Annotated in this window: 13 protein-coding genes; 2 read left to right on the forward strand and 11 right to left on the reverse strand. The window is 65.4% G+C overall.

Annotated elements, in window-relative coordinates:
* Genes ABZ728_RS19680 through ABZ728_RS19690 form a run of 3 tightly spaced genes read right to left on the reverse strand, consistent with a single transcriptional unit; the run spans nt 1 to nt 3,797 of the window.
* Nucleotides 1-1,071 (reverse strand): ABC transporter ATP-binding protein, encoded by a 1,071-nt coding sequence (locus ABZ728_RS19680; protein ID WP_366658022.1) that lies wholly within the window; start codon nt 1,069-1,071, stop codon nt 1-3.
* Entirely contained in the window at nt 1,059-2,786 is a 1,728-nt protein-coding gene (locus tag ABZ728_RS19685; protein WP_366658023.1) for an iron ABC transporter permease, read from the reverse strand. Before ABZ728_RS19685 ends, ABZ728_RS19680 begins: the two co-directional genes overlap by 13 nt.
* Before the next feature lie 33 nt (nt 2,787-2,819).
* Nucleotides 2,820-3,797 (reverse strand): ABC transporter substrate-binding protein, encoded by a 978-nt coding sequence (locus tag ABZ728_RS19690; protein ID WP_366658024.1) that lies wholly within the window; start codon nt 3,795-3,797, stop codon nt 2,820-2,822.
* 143 nt (nt 3,798-3,940) lie between these two features.
* Between ABZ728_RS19690 and ddpX the strand changes: the two genes are divergently transcribed.
* Complete coding sequence (ddpX, locus tag ABZ728_RS19695) at nt 3,941-4,492, forward strand: D-alanyl-D-alanine dipeptidase (protein WP_366658026.1); 552 nt, start codon at nt 3,941-3,943, stop codon at nt 4,490-4,492.
* Between the two features lie 124 nt (nt 4,493-4,616).
* On the opposite strand, the gene modC is transcribed toward ddpX, so the two are convergent.
* From modC to putA, 6 genes are all read right to left on the reverse strand, one after another.
* Nucleotides 4,617-5,717 carry a molybdenum ABC transporter ATP-binding protein gene (gene modC / locus ABZ728_RS19700; RefSeq protein ID WP_366658027.1) on the reverse strand — a complete coding sequence of 367 codons (1,101 nt, stop codon included), beginning with the start codon at nt 5,715-5,717 and terminating at the stop codon, nt 4,617-4,619.
* The gene (gene modB, locus ABZ728_RS19705; RefSeq protein WP_366658029.1) at nt 5,714-6,424 is read right to left on the reverse strand and encodes a molybdate ABC transporter permease subunit; all 711 of its coding nucleotides are present in this window, start codon (nt 6,422-6,424) and stop codon (nt 5,714-5,716) included. Before modB ends, modC begins: the two co-directional genes overlap by 4 nt.
* Before the next feature lie 15 nt (nt 6,425-6,439).
* Nucleotides 6,440-7,219, reverse strand: coding sequence for a molybdate ABC transporter substrate-binding protein (gene modA, locus ABZ728_RS19710; protein WP_366658031.1), 780 nt, complete (start codon nt 7,217-7,219; stop codon nt 6,440-6,442).
* 86 nt (nt 7,220-7,305) lie between these two features.
* Nucleotides 7,306-7,668, reverse strand: a complete 363-nt coding sequence (locus tag ABZ728_RS19715; RefSeq protein WP_366658032.1) for a LysR family transcriptional regulator — start codon at nt 7,666-7,668, stop codon at nt 7,306-7,308.
* A 55-nt stretch (nt 7,669-7,723) separates the two neighbouring features.
* Entirely contained in the window at nt 7,724-8,509 is a 786-nt protein-coding gene (locus ABZ728_RS19720; protein WP_366658034.1) for a metallophosphoesterase, read from the reverse strand.
* Between the two features lie 257 nt (nt 8,510-8,766).
* Nucleotides 8,767-11,931, reverse strand: a complete 3,165-nt coding sequence (putA, locus tag ABZ728_RS19725) for a bifunctional proline dehydrogenase/L-glutamate gamma-semialdehyde dehydrogenase PutA (RefSeq protein ID WP_366658036.1) — start codon at nt 11,929-11,931, stop codon at nt 8,767-8,769.
* A gap of 317 nt (nt 11,932-12,248) precedes the next feature.
* Between putA and ABZ728_RS19730 the strand changes: the two genes are divergently transcribed.
* Complete coding sequence (locus ABZ728_RS19730) at nt 12,249-13,145, forward strand: alpha/beta hydrolase (RefSeq protein WP_366658037.1); 897 nt, start codon at nt 12,249-12,251, stop codon at nt 13,143-13,145.
* Nucleotides 13,146-13,160: 15 nt separating this feature from the next.
* Here ABZ728_RS19730 and ABZ728_RS19735 read toward each other — a convergent pair whose 3' ends face one another.
* Together ABZ728_RS19735 and lysS are read right to left on the reverse strand one after the other, a co-directional pair.
* Nucleotides 13,161-14,084 (reverse strand): DMT family transporter, encoded by a 924-nt coding sequence (locus ABZ728_RS19735; RefSeq protein ID WP_366658039.1) that lies wholly within the window; start codon nt 14,082-14,084, stop codon nt 13,161-13,163.
* A gap of 7 nt (nt 14,085-14,091) precedes the next feature.
* A complete protein-coding gene (gene lysS, locus ABZ728_RS19740) occupies nt 14,092-15,630 on the reverse strand; it encodes a lysine--tRNA ligase (protein WP_366658040.1) in 1,539 nt (512 codons plus the stop codon).
* Nucleotides 15,631-15,764: the final 134 nt, after the last annotated feature.

Consider the following 15,764-nt stretch of genomic DNA (forward strand, 5'->3'; position numbering starts at 1 on the left):
TCAGCCGCCGTCGGGCAGCAGCCATCCGTCCTCGACGGCGACCGAGATCAGCGTCCCCTCGGACGGCACATTGTCGCGAATGCGAAGGCTGAGCCGATGATCCGGCGCATCGGGCGGCGAGGCGGAGACCAGCGTGTCGTCGCCCTGAAACAGGGCCGTGCCGACCCGCAGTGTCAGGCTGGGGGTGTCTTCGGCTTTGCCGGTTCGGCGCAGGTCGGGCGCGCGCAGGCATGCCTGGCCCGGCCCGGGACGGGCGCCACGATGGCGCAGGATGACCGGCGTACCCCACAGATCGGCGCGGCACCGGCCGTCATCGAGGATTCGGTCCACGGTCACCGGTACCACCGCGCCGCGCCCGATGAAACGCGCGACCATCGGCGTCGCCGGTTCGGCGATCAGGCGCCGTGGCGAGTCCAATTGTTGAAGGACGCCGCCATCCATGACCGCGATGCGGTCGGCGAGCATCATCGCCTCGGCCTGATCATGGGTGACATGGATCGTTGTTGCCCCGACCTGCCGGTGAAAGCGGCGGAACTCGTCGATCATGCTGTCGCGCAGATGGATATCCAGATTGGCCAGCGGCTCGTCCAGCAGCACCAGTCGCGGCTGCATCGCCAGGCAGCGCGCCAGCGCGACCCGCTGGCGCTGGCCGCCGGACAAGGCCTGGATGCGGCGGTCGGCGTACCCGTCGAGACCGACGGTGTGCAGCGCCTGGTCGACCCGGCGCTCGCGCTCGTCGCGCCCGACGCCCTGGATTTTCAGCGCGTAGCGGACATTGGCCGCGACGTTGAGATGCGGCCAGAGGGCATAGGACTGAAAGACCATGCCGACGCGCCTGTCTTCGGGGTCGACATGATGGCCCTGTCCGGCGACCAGATCGTCGTCGAAGTGAATGGCGCCGTCGTCGACACGCTCGAATCCGGCAAGCAACCGCAGGAGCGTTGTCTTGCCACAGCCCGACGGCCCGACCAGAGCCAGGCACTCCCCGTCATGGATCTGCAGGCTGACCCGATCGACGGCCGTCACGCCATCGAAGCGGCGTGTGACATTCTCCAGCCTTACCCCTGCCATGGCAGGACTCCCGGTGGAAGGCGGCGGCCAAGCACCGTCAGCAGCCCGGCGGCGGTCAGGATAACCGCCAGCACGACCACAGACACGGCGGCGGCGGCCGTCGAATTGCCCTCGTCGTAAAGGCCGAAGACGATAACGCCAACCGTCTCGCTGCCTTGCGACCACAAAAGGGCCGAGACCGTCAGTTCGGAAAAAGCTCCGAGGAACACCAGCAGCGCGGCCGTCCCCGCCGCCGGGGCCAGCATCGGCAGCACGATCGTCGCAAGCCGCCGGAGCGGCCCGGCCCCCGCCGCCTGCGCGGATTCCTCCAACGCATGATCGAGGTTTTGCATCCCGGCCAGCATCGGGCGCAGCGCCAGGGCCATGAAGCGCGCCATATACGCGATCAGCAATATCCACACTGTGTTGTAGAGGCTGACCTCGATGAACGGCAACGGCCGCAGGAAGGCCAGGATCATGGCGATCGACAGCACGATGCCGGGCAGGGCATAGGGCATGTCGGCCATGACGTTCAGGCTCCGCACCAGCGCCGAACGCCGGCGTATCACGAGCCAGGCCAGCGGCGCCGACACCGCGATGGTGGCCAGGGCGGCGGCGGTGGCCAGAAACAGACTGTTTGAAAAGGCCCGGCGGGTGCTCGCCAGCTCGGTCAGGACATAGACGAAATTCGCCAGCGTGGCCGTCTCCGGCGTGAGCTTCACACCGACCGATGGGACGAGCGCCCCGGCGAACAGCGCCAGCAGCGGCAGAATGGCGATGATGACGATCAGGACCCAAACGGCTGCTGTGATCGCCGGCCGCCAGCGGCCGAGCGACAATCGGCCCGAAGCGCCCCCGGCATTGACGATTTCCCGCGCGTGCCGTCCGCTCGCCAGCGCCTGAAGCCCGAGCCCGGCGGCGGCCATCAAGGCCAGAATAAGCGACAGCGCCGCCACTTCGCCCAGGATCGAGGGGCCGAAGCCGTTCAGGCGTTGATAGATCAGCGTCGTCAGCACCGTATAGCGGCCGGGAATGCCCAGAAGGGCCGGAATGCCGAAATTCCCGATCGCCGAAACGAAGGCAAGCGCCGCGCCGGCCAGGATCGAGGGCCACGCCAGCGGAATGACGATGGTGGCGACGATGCGCAGCGGCCGGGCACCGGCGGCGCGCGCGGCATCCACCAGTTCGCCCGGCAGCGAGCGCAACCCCGCGCGCACGGCCAGAAAGGCAATGGCGGCGTGCTCGATGCCCATCAGGGCGATGACGCCGTTGCGGCCATAAAGGGGGTTGCCGCCGATGCCGTCATGGGCGGGCAGGATCACGCCGCGCAGGAGGCTCTGCGGCCCGATCAGTTCCAGCCAGGCAAGGGCCGAAATCTGCGGCGGGATCAGCAGCGGCAGAATCAGCAGGAAGACCAGCAGGGTCTTGCGGCGGATATCGGTCAGTTCGACGAGCAGCGCCATGCCGCCGCCAAGCAGTACGGATATCAGCGTCGCACCCAACCCGGCTTCCAGCGTGTTCCAGGCGGCGCTCCGCGTGGCGCGGGAATCCCAGACGGACGCCAGTAAACCCAGCGCGCCGTCCTCGCTCGCTGTGAACGCCTCGGCTGCCAGAAGGCTCAAAGGCAGGACGCAGAGACCGACGACATAGACGGTAACGATGGCGAGCAATACCCGCTCGCCATCGACCTTGAAGCGCTGGAAGGGGCTGGGCGCCGGAGTGTCAATCGCGACCAAGGCGGCAGGCCTCCCGGCGGTAACGGTTGGTTATCATCCGCCGAACAGATCCGCGAACTGGCGTTTCATCGACTCGTCCGCCTCCAGCAGGCGGGCCGGATCCACCGAAAGGATCGTCAGATCATCCAGCGCCGGAAAGCCCTCCGGGCCTTCGACATCCGGCAGCAAGGGCAGATAGCCCTGTTCGGCATGGAAGCTCTGCCCTTCTTCGGAAAGCTGCCAGTCGACAAAGGCGCGGGCCGCCTCGACATTCGTGGCCGTCGACAGGATCGCCACCGGTTCGGTGACCGACGTTACGCCTTCCTCGGGGAATACGAAATCGATCGGCGATCCGTCGGCGCGGGCGTTCAGCGGCATGAAGTCGATGATGATGCCGTAGGACTGTTCGCCCCGCGCCACGGCATCGAGCACACCGCCATTGCCGCGACCGGCCACGGCCCCGTTTTCGGCCAGCGCCTCGTAATAGTCCCAGCCGAATTGATCCAGTTCCGTCATCGTCCCGACATGAATCGCCGCCGCGCCGGAATATAGCGGGCTGGGCATGGTAAGGCGACCCGCGATTTCCGGATCGGTCAGGTCGGACCATGCGGTCGGCGGCGTGTCGACCAGTTCGGTGTTATACGCAAAGCCCGTCGTGATCAGCTTGGTGCCGAAGAACGTCATGTCGGAATCGTAGAGATCCGGGTTGAGGCCGTCGACCGGCGCGCCCTGGTAGCCTTGCAGGCGATCGTCGTTCTTCAGCGCCGTCATGACGACGGTGTCGGCGATCAGCAAAAGATCGGGCTGCGGGCTTTCGGCGGCGAATTCCGATTGCAGGCGGTTGATGACTTCCGTGGTGCCCGAGCGGAAATACTCGACCTCGATGTCGGGATAGGTTTCGTTGAACCGGGACACCAACATGTCCATCTGCTCGGTCGGGGTTGAGGTATAGATGACCAGCGGCCCGCTTTGGGCGAAAGCGGGGCCAGTCAGGGCAATCATGGCCGTGCCGGCGATAAGGGCGGCTCGCATCACGCGCATCTCCTGGTTTTCCTGTTCCACTGGCCGGGCCGTACGCCCCGCCAATTACCAGCCTTCTAGCAAAATCATGTTGCAGTTTTACGATCGTGTGCTTGAGAACACGATGCCAGAACATTCCTGAAAAGGGGCGATGCATGCTGAAACGCGTGACCGAAGACGACGGCTTTAGCCTCGATATCCGCTATGCCACCGACAACAATCTGCTTGGCCGCCCGATCTATGCACGGCCGGTCGCGCTGCTCGTCCCCGAAGCCCATGGCAAGTTGTGTGACGCTGCGGCCCGGGCCCGGGCGCTGGGATTGACGATGAAGGTCTTCGATGCCTTTCGACCGATCGAAGTCCAGTGGATCTTCTGGGAAGCCGTGGAGGACAAGAGCTTCGTCGGCGATCCGCGCCACGGCGGTACCCATCCGCGGGGCATCGCCGTCGATCTGACGCTGGTCGATGCCGCGACGTCGGCGGAACTGGATATGGGCACCGGTTTCGATGCCTTCACCGACCTTGCCGGGCATGGCGCGATCGACGGCCTGTCTGCAGAGGCCGTGCGCAACCGCGCGCTGTTGCTGGGCATCATGACCGCTGCCGGATGGGTGCATATCGATGCGGAATGGTGGCACTACAATCTGCCGAACACCGGAGATTACCGCCCCCTTGCCGCAGCCGACGTCCCCGATGGCCCGATGTGATCGCCGGCGTCGAACGCGCGGACCGTAGGGAAGCCGGATCGAGAACACCAGGCACCCACGCGCGATCCACCGGCTTTCGCCAAGCCTCGCCTATCGCATCATGCGGGGGCGGTAAGCGTTCGGGTCAGTCGGCCGGCGCCCGATAGTGGCCGGTGCCGATATCCTCCGGGGCGACGGCGACGGATTTCAGGATCGCGTAGCACGTCTGGCCGGGGGCCAGACCCAGGGCGTCGACCGAGCGTTGTGTCAGGCGTGCGGTCAGGCGTTCATCATCGAGCGACAGCAACACCTGTGCGCCGGGGCCGTGGCCCGGACGGATTTCGGCGATGACCCCTTTCAGGATGTTCAGGGCCGACAGCCCCTGAGGCCGGCTGCGGGACAGAATGACGTCATGGGCAGCGATGTGAACCCGGATAAAGGCGCCCGGCCGATCGGCCACGCGCGGCAGCCAAAGTGGGCCTGCTGCGGTTTCAAGCTCGCTCAGCCCGTCGGCATGATGAGCCCGCACCCGCGCGGTCAGAACCGACGCCGCGCCGCGCGCGCCCATGGCGGCCACGTCGCCCAGAACCTGCGCGGGCGGTCCGATGGTGGTCACCTTTCCGTGACGAAGGGCAACCACCGTCGTGGCCAGCCGCGCCACCTCGGCGGAGGCATGGCTGACATACAGAATCGGCGCCGAGATTTCGTCGCGCAGCCGTTCGAAATAGGGCAGGATTTCCGCCTTTCGCGCTTCATCGAGGGCGGCCAGCGGTTCGTCCGCCAGGATCAGCTTCGGGGCCGCCAGAAGTGCCCTGCCGATCGCCACGCGCTGCTTTTCACCACCTGACAATGCGCCCGGGCGGCGCGAGAGAAGATGCCCGATCCCGAGCAGGTCAACCACGTGGCTCAGGCTCTCGGTTCGGGCATCGCGCGGGGCGAACCAACGGCCGAACAGCAGGTTCTGCCGCACGGTGAGATGCGGAAACAGCCGCCCTTCCTGAAAGATGTAACCGAGTCTGCGCCGGTGCGGAGGCAGAAACCGGCGTTTTTCAGTGTCGATCAAGACCCAGTCATCGGCGGCAATGCGTCCGCGATCGGGCCGCAAAAGCCCTGCCACGGCGTTTATGACCGTGGTCTTCCCCGAGCCGGACGAGCCGAAAAGAACCGTCACGCCTGGCGGTGCGTCGAAGGATACATCGAGTTCGAAATCCGCGAAACGGTGGTTCAGGTTGATCGACAGCGTCATGTTCCCGACACCAGTTTCGCCACGCGCCGGGCGACGAATTCCGACAACAGCAGGGCCATCATGGCGATGATGACGGCGACGATGACGAGCCGGCTGGCCGCCTCCTGCCCGCCGGGAACTTGCAGGAAGGCATAGATCGCCGATGGGATGGTCTGGGTGTGACCCGGAATGTTCGAAACGAAAGTGATCGTTGCCCCAAATTCGCCCATGGCTTTGGCAAAGGCGAGAATTGACCCCGCGATAATTCCCGGCAGGATCAGCGGCAGCGTGACCGTCGCGAAGACCCACGGCTTCGACGCGCCCAGGGTGGCCGCCGCCGCCTCAAGTTTCGGGTCGACGGCCTCGATCGCCAACCGGATCGCGCGGACCATCAGTGGAAAGGCCATGACGGCGGCGGCTACCGCCGCACCGGTCCAGCGAAATGACAGCACGATGCCGAACCATTCATCCAGGAACACACCCACCGATCCGCGCCGCCCGAAGGTGATCAGCAAGAGATATCCGGTCACCACAGGCGGCAGGATCAGCGGCAGATGTACGATGCCGTTGAGCAATTGCTTGCCGGGAAACGACCAGCGCGCCAGTGCGTAGGCCACGAAAATGCCGATCGGCAGGCTGGCCAATGTTGCCAGGAGAGAAACGCGCAACGACAGGCGAACGGCTTGCCACTCGTCCGGGCCGAGCCACCCCGTCACAGCGTCGCCCATCAAATCAGGTCTCCATCAGTCAAGAACGGTGAAACCGAACTCGGCCCAGATCCGGGCTGCCGTATCGGATCCGAGCCAATCGAGAAAGTCCTCGGCCTCTGCGGCGCTGCTCTGGGCGGTGATGGCGGCGGGATAAGTGATCGGCGTGTGGCTGTCCTCGGGAAAGGTGCCGATGGCGGTGACGGTGTCTTCGACCGCCGCGTCGGTGGCAAATACGATGCCCAGCGGTGCTTCTCCCTGGGCCACGAATGCCAGGGCCGCGCGGACGTTGTCGGATTGCGCCACGAGCGGTGCGACATCGTCCCACAGCCCAAGCGCGGTGAGCGCCTCGCGCCCATAAATTCCGGCGGGCACGGCGTTGACCAGCGCCATGGCCAGCCGTTCGTCGCCCAGCATTCCGGCGAGATCGAGGGTTTCGTCGATGACGACCGGATCGGCATTCGCGCCGTGCGCGACCAGAACCAACCGGTTGCCCAGAACATCGGTTCGCGTTCCGTCGCGCAGATCGCCCGAAGTTTCGACCGCATCCATCCAATCGGCGTTGGCCGAAAAAAAGATGTCGGCGGGCGCGCCTGCCTGAATTTGACGGGCGAGCTGCGACGACCCGGCGAAAGAGACAATAGCGCTGTTGCCGGTCTCGGCCATCCAGGCCTCGGCCACCGCATTGAGGGCGTTGGTGAGACTGGCAGCCGCAAAGACAAGAACCCGATCATCTGCCGCCCGCGCGGGCGTTGCCGCTGCGGTCAGGGAAATTATCGATGCCAGGATGACACGGTGTACGGCGAGGACGGGCATGAAGGTCACTCCCGGGTGGATGTCTTTTGGTTATGTTTGCGTATACATATCGCAGGAGTCGACCTTTGGAGCAAACGTTATCTGTCTTAGAGAGACTCCTTGAGCAGCGCTTGAATCGCGCTCAGACGGTCTGCCCCGGCCTCTGCGGCCTCGGATTCGAAGAGGCGGTAGAGCGACAGGACCTGGCGTCCCGTTTCAGTCAGCAGTGCGCCGCCGCCGCCGGGTCCGCCGCGCGAACTTTCCACCAGCGGGGCGCGGAACATGGCGTTCAGCGTTTCGATCAACATCCAGGCGCGCTTATAGCTCATCCCCATTTCGCGGCCGGCGGCGGCGATTGATCCGCAACGATCGATCCGCTCCAGCAATTCCGCCTTGCCGGGGCCAATCATTCCGGTTTCGTTGAAAACAATGCGGATGTGCAGCCGGGGGCTTGGGGATGTCTCTTCCATAGCGCCACAATCAATCGCCCGACCGCGCCATGCAAGCCGGATTGGCCTTGGGTGGTCAGACGACGATCTCGGCGGATCGCAGGCCGGTCTGGGGCGACCAGTCATGGACGGCGTAGCACACCCGTTCCCCCGCCGCGCGTTGCAGGTCGTCCGTCGTCTGCGCCAATGGCAGGCGATAGGCGGTGGATGGGCCGACCCACGACGACGCCCCGCAAAAGGTCGCGGCCATGGGGCGATGCAGGTGCCCGGAAAGACTGCCGATCAGCCCGCCATGGCGGGCGAGCAGCGCAGCCAGGGCGTCGGTACCCTCGCAAGCGGGTTGGCCGGGCATGATCGTCGGAACGAAGGGCGGGTGGTGCATGGCGATGATGACGGGCCGGTTCGCGGCGTGGGTCAGGCGTTCCCCGACCCAGACCAGCCGTCGGGCACAAAGCCGCCCCTCGGTTGCGCCGTCCACCAGGCTGTCCAGCATGAGCACGACCGGCAGGCCGCCGCCAGGGTCGATCGCCGTCTGAACAAAGTCGGTCGCATTATAGTCGGGGGCGAAACGCCAGTTTTCGGCGAGGCGGCAAAGCGCGGCGCGGTCGTCGTGATTGCCGGGCAGCAGAGCCATCGGCGGCATATCCGCCGGCAGCGCATCGATGATCGCAGCTACGGCCGCGTATTCGTCCGCACGCGCATCATTTGCCAGATCGCCGGTCAGCAGAACCAGGTCGGGCGCGGGGTCGAGGGTACGGCAATGGTCAAGGGCCGCCTTGAACCGCTGTCCGGTATCGATAGCGTCGGCGCGCAAGGTGCCGGTCGCGGTGACATGGGGATCGGTGATCTGAACGACGCGCATTGATAGCCTGCTCTTCCCGACTTTCAGGAATAGAAGTCGCTCGATCAATAAGCATTCAAACTTCTCAGCAGCGTTACAGTGCGATGAAGAAATTGTTAAATCGCGACACCACTCGGGCCCGGCCATGGCGCCGCTCTCGTTTTTGGGCGTGATCTTGCCGGTTAGGGCTGGCGGTTCACCGTGGCGGCCCGGCACGGCACCAGGATCGAGGCGGTGGTGGTCCGGCCGGTCGAGTAGCGCCGGCCGGTTTGACTGCGTCAGTCCCCGAGACTCAGCAGCGAGGCGTTGCCGCCGGCGGCGGTGACGTCGATGGTCAGGACCCTTTCGGTGGCGAAGCGGTGGAGGTAGTGCGGACCGCCGGCTTTCGGGCCGGTGCCGGACAGCCCCTCGCCACCGAAGGGCTGGACGCCGACCACGGCGCCGATCGTGTTGCGGTTGACATAGGTGTTGCCGATCCGCGACCGGGCCTGAATCTGCCGGCCCTTTTCCTCGATCCGGGTCTGGATGCCCATGGTCAGTCCATAGCCTGCGCGTGTGATGTCGTCCACGACCCTGTCCAGATCCTGTGCCCTGAACCGGGCGACATGCAGGATCGGGCCGAAGATTTCGCGGTCGAGCGCGCCGATGCCCTCGACCTCGTAGACATGCGGTCCGAAAAACGTGCCATCGGTTGTGCCCGGCTCCGGGTCGATCTTGTGGATCAGCGTCGCATCGCGCTTCATGCGGCGCACATGCTGATTCAGCATGGTCAGCGCATCGACATCGATCACGGGACCGACATCCGTGGCCAGCAGGGACGGATCGCCGACCCGCAGATCCGCCATTGCGCCCTTGAGCATGGTCAGGAAGGTGTCGGCGATATCCTCCTGCAGATAGAGGATTCTCAGTGCCGAGCAGCGTTGCCCGGCGCTGCCGAAGGCCGACAGCAATACGTCGCGGATGGTCTGTTCCGGCAATGCCGTGGAGTCGACAATCATGGCGTTCAGCCCGCCGGTTTCGGCGATCAGCGGAACGATCGGCCCGGACCGATTGGCCAGCGTCCGGTTGATCGCCTTGGCTGTGTCGAGCGACCCGGTGAACGCCACCCCCGCGACGCGATTGTCCGCCACCAGACGACCGCCGATAGCCGCGCCGGGTCCGGGAACGAGTTGCAGGACGTCGGTCGGAATGCCGCACTGGTGAAAGATGGTCGTGGCGGCGTGGGCGACCAGCACGGTTTGTTCGGCGGGCTTGGCGATGACGGTGTTGCCCGCCGCCAGAGCGGCCGCGATCTGGCCGGTAAAGATCGCCAGCGGGAAATTCCATGGGCTGATGCAGACGAAAACGCCGCGGCCATGCAGTTGCAGTTCGTTGTGCTCGCCGGTCGGGCCGGGCAGAACCGTCGGGGTCGCGAATTCGTCGCGCGCCTGCCGGGCGTAATAGCGCAGGAAGTCGACCGCCTCGCGCACTTCGGCCACGCCGTCGGCCATCGTCTTGCCCGCCTCGCGCGTGCAGACCGCCATCAGGGCCGCGCATTGAGCCTCGAATGCATCGGCGACGGCCTCCAGCCGTGCCGCGCGCTCGATCGCCGGTGTGGCGTCCCAGCGCGGATAGGCGGCGTCGGCGGCGGCCAGCGCCGCGTCGGCGGTCGCGGTATCGGCATCGACGACGCGACCGACCTCGACCCGGTTGTCGGCGGGGCTGAGAACGGCGCGGTCCCCGCTGCCCCTGCCGCCCTTGTAGGCGGCCCCCTCATCAGCGGTTGTATGTCCGTGGACAAGGGGGGCGGCGCGATACGACATGTCAGCCAAACCGGCGAACGCGGCCGCGAGGGCGTCGAGTGCCACCGTGTCGCTGAGATCGATGCCACGGCTGTTGCGCCGTGTCGGCCCGTACAGGTCGCGGGGCAGGGGGATCGCGGGATGGGGTTTTGGGTCGGTATCGGCCAGTTTCTCCACCGGATCGGCGACGATGTCGGCGACCGGCGTCGCATCGTCGGTCAGGCGGTTCACGAAAGATGAATTGGCGCCGTTCTCCAGCAGGCGGCGGACGAGATAGGACAGCAATTCCTTGTGTCCGCCGACCGGGGCATAGATGCGTGTCGGCGTGTGGATGGTCCCGGAAGGAGAGATCACCCGCTCGTACAGGGCCTCGCCCATGCCGTGCAGCCGCTGGAATTCGAACGGTTTGTTGCCGGCGATTTCCGCGACCGCCGCCACCGTGTGGGCGTTATGGGTCGCGAACATCGGGTAAAAGCAGTCGGGCTTGGCCAGCAGCCGTTTTGCGCAGGCGATATAGGATGTATCCGTCGCCGTCTTGCGGGTGAAGACCGGGTAGCCCTCGAGTCCCTGTTCCTGGCTGCGCTTGATCTCGGTATCCCAGTACGCGCCCTTGACCAGCCGGACCATCATGCGCCGGCCATGGGCCGTGGCCATGTCGGCCAGCATGTCGATGATGGCCGTCGCCCGCTTCTGATAGGCCTGAATTGCCAGCCCGAACCCGTTCCAGCCGGAAAGCGAGGGGTCGCCGGAGACCCGCTCGATGACCTCCAGCGAGAGTTCCAGCCGGTCGGCCTCCTCGGTGTCGACGGTGAAGGAGAGGTTGGCGGTTTTTGCCTGCCGGGCCAGCGCAATGACCAGCGGCGTCAGTTCCTCCAGCACCTGGGCGCGGCGCGCCACCTCGAACCGGGGATGAAGCGCCGACAGCTTGACGGAGATGCCCGGCCGTTCCTCGACACTGTCGCCCCGGGCCGCCTTGCCGATCGCCGCGATCGCGTTCTCGTACGACTTGTAATAGGCCTGAGCGTCGGCGCGCGTTCGCGCGGCCTCGCCCAGCATATCGAACGAGTAGCGATAGTCCTTGTCGGTTCTGTCCAGCGCCTCGTCGATCGTCCGGCCGAGGACGAACTGACGGCCCATGATGTTCATGGCGCGCCGCACGGCGGACCGGATCACCGGTTCGCCACTACGCTTGATCAGGCGGTTCATGGTTGACGACAGGCCCTGGGCGGAGAAAGCGCCCGGCCCGACGATGCGCCCGGAAATCATCAGGCCCAGCGTGGAGGCGTTGACGAAAAGCGAGTCGCTGTGGCCGAGATGCTTGTCCCACTGTGACGTCGAGAGCTTGTCGCGGATCAGGCTGTCGGCGGTATCGGCATCCGGCACGCGAAGGAGCGCCTCGGCCAGACACATCAGAACGATACCCTCGTGCGAGGACAGGTCATATTCGTGCATGAAGGCGTCGATGCCGCCGGGATTGCGCCGTCCCGACCGGACGGCGGTCACCAGATCGCGCGCAAGACCGTCGATCCGCGCCTTGGCGTCCGACACGAACCGTGCCTCGGTAATCAGACGCTCGACCAGGGGGCCCTCGTCGCAGCGGTAGAGGCGGGCGACGGCGTCGCGCCACTCCGGACGGGGAGGATCGGTGATATCATCCAGCATAACGGCCCCCTGCAGGCATTTTATGAGAGTGATTTCATGGTATCGCAGATTGGTCGATACAAGAAGCTAAAAATCAGCGAATATACCACATGTTATTCTGAAATTTTCGGTTATATTCGGTGGTTCAGTCTGTATTGGGCATAGAACGTGGCAGTTTATGCTAAGCACGCCCGATGCATCGCAACGGCAGGATCGGCAACCGGATATCGTCCTTGCGGCGGAGCGTGGCGGGTGAAAGGGTGTCGAAGGCGCCAGCCGCCCCGAACGATGCTCGTGGGGCGGAGGTATTGCCCTGAACGACTTAGGAAGAACCCGCCATGTTCGAGGGATTTCACCGCAGTTTCGTGACGGTCGAGGAAGATATTTCGATTCATGCCATGGTCGGCGGCGAGGGACCGCCGCTGCTGCTGCTGCACGGCTATCCTCAGACCCAGGCGATGTGGCACGCGGTGGTGCCGGAGCTGGCGAAGCATTTTACCGTCGTCTGCGCCGATCTGCGCGGCTATGGCGCGTCTGACAAGCCGTCCGCGCCGGACCCGCATGACAGCGACCACATGCTTTATGCCAAGCGCATCATGGCCGACGACATGGTCTTCATGATGGAGCAACTGGGCTATATGACCTTCGACGTTGCCGGCCACGATCGTGGCGCCAGGGTCGTTCACAGGCTGGCGCTGGATCATCCCGACGCTGTCCAGCGGGCGGCGGTGCTGGACATCGTGCCGACGCCCCATGTCTTTGCGACCGTCGATCAGGCGGTGGCGACGGCCTATTACCACTGGTTTTTCCTGATTCAGCCGGACGGCCTGCCCGAGCATTTCATCGGCAAGGATCCCGAAGGGTATTGTCTGTCTTGCCTCGAACGCTGGTCGAAGGACTCCTCGCGCTTTGAGCCCGCCGCGGTAGAGGCCTATGTGCAGGCGTTCAGCGACCCGGACACCATCCATGCCAGTTGCGAGGATTATCGCGCCGGTGCGAGCGTCGATCTGGACGATCACGCCCGCGACGCCGAGGACGGCAACCGGATCGCGTCGCCGCTGCTGGTTCTGTGGGGTGAAGACGGCTTCGTCGGCTCCCGGTACGACCCCCTGGCGGTTTGGCGCGACTATGCCGACGAGGTGACGGGCCACGCGATCCCCGACAGCGGCCATTTCGTGGCCGAGGAAAACCCCGAAGCCACCGCCGCCGCGCTGTTGGCGTTCTTCAAGCCCTAGCAGGGGCCGAGGTGGTCAGGCGTTCGCGTTCGGCCGCCGGGAGACGAGAACGATCCCCACGGCCAGCAGCGCCAGGCCGGGAACGAATCCGATGCCCGGCGGAATTCCGGCGATGAACCAGTCGGCCATGCCGCCCACCAGGGCGATGACGCCGCCGACCATGCTGAGGACGACCGGCCCGCCGTGCCGCTGAAGCGCGAAAAAGGCAAGATAGGCCAGGACGGAAAAGGCGACCATCGCCGCGGCGGAGGGCAGCGCGCCGGGGCCGGGTACGATGGCGGCCGGATCGGTCGTGAGCAGCACGAGGGCAAGCGGAATGCCGACGCACAGTTTCATGGCGGCGGCGAGTGTCGCGACGGATGCGCCCTCCGGCCATTTGACGGTGCGATAGACATTGCCGAAGGAAAGCGACAGCGCCACCAGCACGAGCACGAGCAGTGCGTAAAGCGGCATTGCGCCTTCGGTTCCGGCACCGGTCAGAAGCGCGACGCCCCCTGTGCCCACGGCCACACCGGCCCAACCCAACCCGCCAAGCGGTTTTCGTTGCCAAGCCCAGGCGATCAGGGCCGTCATGACCGGCGTTGCGGCCAGGGCGGTCGCGACGCGGCCGGCGCTGATCTCCGCCAGCAGCCAGAACAGCATCAGATTGGGAATGGCGATTGCCGTCAGTCCGGAAAGCAGACCATAGGTCAGCAGCGTGCGGTTGACTTGCGGGCGCGACGGCAACGCGATCAGGGCCAGAACGGTGCCGCCGCCGAGCGCCTGCCAGACGACGGTGGCGAGCGTGCCGGCGCCGGCGGACCGGGCGGCGCCGGCCGAGGCCAGCATGCCGGCGATCATGGTGCCGGTGATCACCAGCAGAACAATGGCCCGGATCTGACCGCCGGCAATCGGCATCCCGCCGGTGCTTCGTTGGTTGCGGGTATCGCTACGGGTCACGGATACGCTATTTCTTCGTGCGGAGCGTCGGAAACGCAATAACATCGCGGATCGAATGGCTGTCGGTAACCAGCATGGCCAGACGGTCGATGCCGACGCCCAGCCCTCCGGTCGGCGGCAGCCCGTATTCCAGCGCCGTGACATAATCCATGTCCATCATCTGCGCTTCCTCGTCGCCGGCGTCGCGGGCGTCGGACTGGGCCTTGAAGCGTTCGTACTGGTCCTGGGGGTCGGTCAACTCCGAGAACGCGTTGGCGACTTCCCAGGTATTGATGAAGGTCTCGAACCGCTCGGTCAGGCGGGGATCGCTGCGGTGACCCTTGGCCAGCGGAGAGATGTCGCGCGGCATATCGGTGACGTGGACCGGCTGGATCAGCGTCGGCTCGACCTTTTCCGCGAACACTTCCTCCAGCACCTGACCCCACAGCGCGTTCGGCTCGACCTTGATGCCCATATCCTGCGCTGCCTTGCGCGCCCGGGCCGCATCGTCGAGGGAAAGGAAATCGACCCCGGTCGCGTCGGTGACAAGGTCGATCATGCTGCGCCGGGGGTAAGGGCCGCCCAGACGAATGTCGACGCCGTTGAACGAGACGGTGGTTCCGCCGGTTGCGGCGATCGCGGCTTCGCCGATGATCGCTTCGACCAGATCCATCATGTCGGTATAGTCGCCATAGGCCTGATAGGCCTCCAGCATCGTGAATTCCGGGTTGTGGCGGGTCGACAGCCCCTCGTTGCGGAAATTGCGGTTGATTTCGAACACCCGTTCCGACACGCCGCCGACGACAAGGCGTTTCAGATAGAGTTCCGGGGCGATGCGCAGGTATAGGTCCATTTCCAGCGCATTGTGATGCGTCACGAACGGCTTGGCCGACGCGCCGCCCAGGATCGGGTGCAGCATCGGCGTTTCGACCTCCAGGAAACCGCGTTCGGTCATCATCCGGCGGATCGCCGCCACCAGCAGCGCGCGCTTGCGCAGGGTGTCGCGGCTGCCCTCGTTCATGATCAGGTCGATATAGCGCTGACGATAGCGCGCCTCGACATCGGTCAGGCCGTGATATTTTTCCGGCAGGGGGCGCAGTGTCTTGGCCAGAACGGTGATGGTGCGGGTATCGACCGTCAGTTCGCCGCGCTTGGTGCGGCGGATCTGTCCTTCGACGCCGATCAGGTCACCGAGATCTAGGAAGGCGAGCTTCGCGCGCTCGTCCTCGGTCATGTTGTCCTTGTGGCTGAAGACCTGAATCTTGCCGGTGGCGTCGTGGAGGTCGATGAACATGCCCGAATTGCGCATGGCCCGTATCCGTCCGGCGATCCGAACCGTCGTCTCCGTGTGGGTGTCGTCCGGCAGATCGGCATGGTCCGCCTGCAGCGCGGCGGCATCGGCGGTCTTGTCGAACCGATATGGATACGGGTCGATGCCCGCCGCCTTCAGGCCGCGCAGTTTCTCCAGCCGGGGTGCCTTGATGGCGTCCGTCTCGTCGTGGGGCGGCCGGGGGCCCTGTTCGTGGGCACCGGAGTCGGGCGCGTTTTCGTCTGATTGGCGGGTCATGGAATCCGTCGCGGTTGGCTGGTTCGAAATACGCGATCGCGGCAGTCGTTTCGCCGCAGCGCGCGGACTATAGAGCGCCATGGTCTGAAATTAAAGGCGTTCGGCGGGCATGGCGCCCGTGCGCAGGGCGGGAT

Source organism: Fodinicurvata sp. EGI_FJ10296 (assembly GCF_040712075.1).
GTDB lineage: Bacteria > Pseudomonadota > Alphaproteobacteria > DSM-16000 > Inquilinaceae > JBFCVL01.